Origin of the sequence: Pseudomonas sp. HMWF006, from assembly GCF_003061205.1 — a bacterium.
In the GTDB taxonomy this organism is placed as follows: domain Bacteria; phylum Pseudomonadota; class Gammaproteobacteria; order Pseudomonadales; family Pseudomonadaceae; genus Aquipseudomonas; species Aquipseudomonas monsensis.
The window spans coordinates 7,756-9,686 of sequence record NZ_QAIU01000460.1 but is presented as its reverse complement, the minus strand read 5'-3'; the positions used below and the strand labels follow the sequence as shown (position 1 = coordinate 9,686).

The 1,931-nt window shown below is 61.7% G+C and carries 3 protein-coding genes; all 3 read left to right on the top strand.

Annotated features, from left to right (window positions below):
* A partial coding sequence (locus DBR24_RS20045; RefSeq protein WP_305889110.1) for a DNA polymerase III subunit gamma/tau C-terminal domain-containing protein occupies nt 1–635 on the top strand: 635 nt, incomplete at its 5' end.
* A 67-nt stretch (nt 636–702) separates the two neighbouring features.
* Complete coding sequence (locus DBR24_RS20040; RefSeq protein ID WP_003223337.1) at nt 703–1,041, top strand: YbaB/EbfC family nucleoid-associated protein; 339 nt, start codon at nt 703–705, stop codon at nt 1,039–1,041.
* Between the two features lie 194 nt (nt 1,042–1,235).
* Nucleotides 1,236–1,931, top strand: a 696-nt coding sequence (locus DBR24_RS20035; protein ID WP_256591672.1) for an NADP-dependent oxidoreductase, incomplete at its 3' end; no start/stop codon positions are given.

The window sequence follows — 1,931 nt, the reverse complement described above, 5'->3', positions numbered from 1 at the left end:
GCGTGGTCCCGGATGCGCCGGAATGGGCCGCTGCGCCGATTCCCGAGCCGTCGGTTGCCGACGTCGATGCCGCCACCCCGGGCATGGACCTGGACGACGAGCCGCCGCTGGACGAGGATTACATCGAGCCGGACATGGATTCGGCCTACAGTTACCTCGACGAACTGGCCAGCGAACACGCTGCTGAGCCAGCGCCGGAACCCGAGCCGGAACCTGCGGCAGCGCCGGCCACCGGTCTTGCACTGCAATGGCTGGAGCTGTTCCCGCAATTGCCGATCTCCGGCATGACCGGCAGCATCGCCGCCAACTGCACGCTGATCGCCGTCGATGGCGATCACTGGCTGATGCACCTGGACCCGGCGCACAGTGCACTGTTCAATGCCACGCAACAGCGGCGCCTGAACGATGCGTTGAACCAGTTTCACGGTCGCACGCTGAGCCTGACCATCGAGCTGATCAAGCCCGAGCAGGAAACCCCGGCCCAGGCTGCGTCGCGTCGCCGGGCCAATCGTCAGCGCGAGGCGGAGGAGTCGATCCACGGTGATCCGTTCATCCAGCAGATGGTCCAGCAGTTCGGCGCGGTGGTGCGACACGATACTATTGAACCTGTCGACGCTTTGGTCCCCCAAGGCTAATAACTGAAGGCGTCCGGCCGCACAGGGCGGACGCTGTTTTGATCCAAGTACTTTTGAGGTGATTCCCATGATGAAAGGTGGCATGGCCGGCCTGATGAAGCAGGCGCAGCAGATGCAGGAAAAAATGGCCAAGATGCAGGAAGAACTGGCCAACGCCGAAGTCACCGGTAAAGCCGGTGGCGATATGGTCACCGTGGTGATGACCGGTCGTCACGACGTGAAAAGCGTGAGCATCGACCCAAGCCTGGTCGAAGGCCTGAGCGAAGACGACAAGGAGATGCTGGAAGCCGTGGTTGCTGCCGCCGTCAACGACGCCGTGCGCAAGATTGAAGCCAACAGCCAGGAAAAAATGGGCAGCATGACCGCTGGCATGAACCTGCCAGCCGGTATGAAACTGCCATTCTGATTCGCCATACGGCGGCAGATGAGCTACACAAAATGCCAGGCATTGCGCTTGGCATTTTTGTTTCTGGCGCCTTCTGGAGTGCGCGTCTTGTGATCTCCCTCGCCCCAGGTTCACAGTAGAAACATCGAACCTGCTATTGCCACAACGGTCTGCTCCCTATACCCCGGAATTCATCATTCACAGGAGACGCTGACATGTCCGACCCTCTTACCCTCAATCAACGTTTTGTCCTTGCCTCTCGTCCTGTGGGCGCGCCGACCCCGGAAAACTTCCGCCTGGAGCGCGAAGCGTTGCCCGACCTCGAAGATGGCCAGATCCTGCTGAAAACCCTGTACCTGTCGCTTGACCCCTATATGCGCGGACGCATGAGCGACGCCCCGTCCTACGCCGCTCCGGTACAAATCGGCGAAGTCATGACCGGTGGCGCTGTCAGCCGTGTCGAGGACTCGCGTCATCCGAAATTCCACAAGGGCGATCTGGTGGTCGGCGCCACAGGCTGGCAAAGCCACAGCATCAGTGACGGACGCAACATCATCCCGATCCCTGCCGGGCTGCCGAGCCCGTCGATGGCCCTCGGTGTGCTCGGCATGCCGGGCATGACCGCGTACATGGGGCTGATGGACATCGGTCAGCCGAAAGAAGGGGAAACCCTGGTGGTGGCCGCCGCCTCCGGCGCCGTGGGCTCGGTGGTCGGCCAGGTGGCGAAGATCAAAGGCCTGCGTGCGGTCGGTGTGGCCGGTGGGGCCGAGAAGTGCAAATACGTGGTCGAGGAACTGGGTTTCGACGCCTGCATCGATCACAAGGCGCCGGACTTTGCCGAACAGCTGGCGAAGGCGTGCCCGCAAGGCATCGACATCTATTACGAAAACGTCGGCGGTCATGTCTTCGAC